Source organism: Parvibaculum sp. (genome assembly GCF_035511255.1).
GTDB lineage: Bacteria > Pseudomonadota > Alphaproteobacteria > Parvibaculales > Parvibaculaceae > Parvibaculum.
In genome coordinates this window covers 1-2,097 of sequence record NZ_DATKFR010000128.1, presented here as the reverse complement: position 1 = coordinate 2,097, position 2,097 = coordinate 1, and the positions used below count along the sequence as shown (strand labels likewise).

Genomic DNA, 2,097 nt, shown 5'->3' with positions numbered 1-2,097 from the left:
TTCCGGGTGCGGGTTCCGACGTCATCGAACTCGGCATGCCCTTCACCGATCCGATGGCCGACGGCCCGGCGATCCAGGCCTCGTCGCAGCGCGCGCTGAAGGCGGGCGCGACGATGAAGAAGACGCTCGACCTCGTGCGCGCCTTTCGCGCCGGGGACAACGACACGCCGATCGTGCTGATGGGCTATTACAATCCGATCTATCACATGGGCGTTCCGCGCTTTCTCGAGGCCGCGAAAGAAGCGGGCGTCGACGGGCTGATCGTTGTCGATCTGCCGCCGGAGGAAGACGACGAGCTCTGCGAGCCGGCGCTGAAGGCGGGGCTCAACTTCATCCGTCTCGCGACGCCGACCACCGACGACAAGCGGCTTCCCGCCGTGCTCGCGAATACGTCGGGCTTCGTCTATTACGTTTCGATCACCGGCATCACCGGTTCGGCCACGCCGGAAACAAGCAAGGTCGCCGCCGCCGTCGAGCGCATCAAGCGGCATACGTCGCTGCCGGTTGCGGTCGGCTTCGGCATCAAGACGCCGGAACAGGCGAAGGCCATTGCCAGCGCCGCCGACGGTGCGGTCGTCGGTTCGGCCATCGTCGGTGCCATCGCCGATGAACTCGACACGAACGGAAAGCCGAAACAAGGCGCCGCCGGGCGCGTCCTCGCGCTGGTGCGCGATCTCGCGAACGGCGTTCACAGCGCCCACGCCAAAGCGGCGGAATGAGCGGAGACACGAGATGAACTGGATCACCAATGTCGTTCGCCCGCGCATCCAGCGCGTCTTCAAGAAGAAGGACACGCCGGACAATCTCTGGCGCAAATGCCCGTCCTGCAACGAGATGATCTTTCACCGCGATCTCGATGCGGCGCTCAACGTCTGCCCGCATTGCGACCATCACATGCGTCTCGGCACCGCGGCGCGGCTCGCCTCGCTCTTCGACGACGGCCAGTACCAGACAATCACGGTCGACGGCGTGCCGCTCGATCCGCTGAAATTCCGAGACCAGAAGAAATATCCGGACCGGCTGAAGGAAGCGCGCACAAAGACGGGCCGCGACGAGGCGATCACCGTGGCACACGGACCCCTCGACGGTGTCGAGACGGTGATTTCCGTCCAGGACTTCGCCTTCATGGGCGGTTCGCTCGGCATGGCGGCGGGCGAGGCGATCATCAAGAGCGCGGAAGTGGCGCTCGAAAAGCGGGCACCTTTCATTCTCTTCACGGCGGCGGGCGGCGCCCGCATGCAGGAGGGCATCCTCTCGCTGATGCAGATGCCGCGCACGACTGTCGCGGTCGAGATGATGCGCGAGGCGGGATTGCCCTATATCGTCGTGCTGACCGACCCGACGACCGGCGGCGTGCTTGCCTCCTACGCGATGCTCGGCGACATCCAGATTTCCGAACCCGGCGCGCTGATCGGCTTTTCGGGCCGCCGCGTCATCGAGCAGACGATCCGCGAAAAGCTGCCCGACGATTTCCAGAAGGCCGAGTTCCAGCTCGACCACGGCATGATCGACATGATCGTGCATCGCCACAAGCTGAGGGACACGCTGGCGCGCACGATCCGCGTGCTGATGCACAAGCCGAAGCTCGCGCCGACGCCGAACCTGCCCGCGCGCGCCGCATCGCGCTGACGGCGGCATCGTGAGCGACCGCAAACCCGAGACGAGCGACATCATTCTCGAACGGGTGACGAAGCTTCATTCGAAGCTGATCGATCTTTCGCTCGACCGCACCTGGCGGCTTCTTGCCGCGCTCGGCCATCCCGAGCGGGCGCTGCCGCCGACCTTCCATATCGCGGGCACCAATGGCAAGGGCTCGACGTCGGCCTATCTGCGCGCCTGTCTCGAAGCGGGCGGCTACGGCGTCCATGCCTATACGTCGCCGCATCTCGTGCGCTTTCATGAGCGCATCCGGCTCGCCGGCCATCCAAAGAGCGCGCCCATCGACGAGGCGGAGCTTGCGGCATTGCTCGACGAATGCGAGCGCATCAACGGCGGTCAGCCCATCACCTTCTTCGAAATCACGACCTGCATGGCTTTCCTCGCCTTCGCGCGGCACAGGGCGGATGCGCTGATCCTCGAAGTCGGCATGGGCGGGCG

General features: G+C 65.3%; 2 protein-coding genes and 1 pseudogene. All 3 read left to right on the top strand.

The annotated features are described in order from the left end of the window. Positions 1 to 719: tryptophan synthase subunit alpha (gene trpA / locus VMR03_RS04410; protein WP_325402659.1), on the top strand; the 719-nt coding region annotated here is incomplete at its 5' end. A 13-nt stretch (positions 720 to 732) separates the two neighbouring features. Next, positions 733 to 1,629, top strand: a complete 897-nt coding sequence (gene accD, locus VMR03_RS04405; RefSeq protein WP_325402657.1) for an acetyl-CoA carboxylase, carboxyltransferase subunit beta — start codon at positions 733 to 735, stop codon at positions 1,627 to 1,629. Between the two features lie 10 nt (positions 1,630 to 1,639). Further along, positions 1,640 to 2,097: pseudogene (locus VMR03_RS04400) on the top strand (bifunctional folylpolyglutamate synthase/dihydrofolate synthase); the annotation flags it as partial.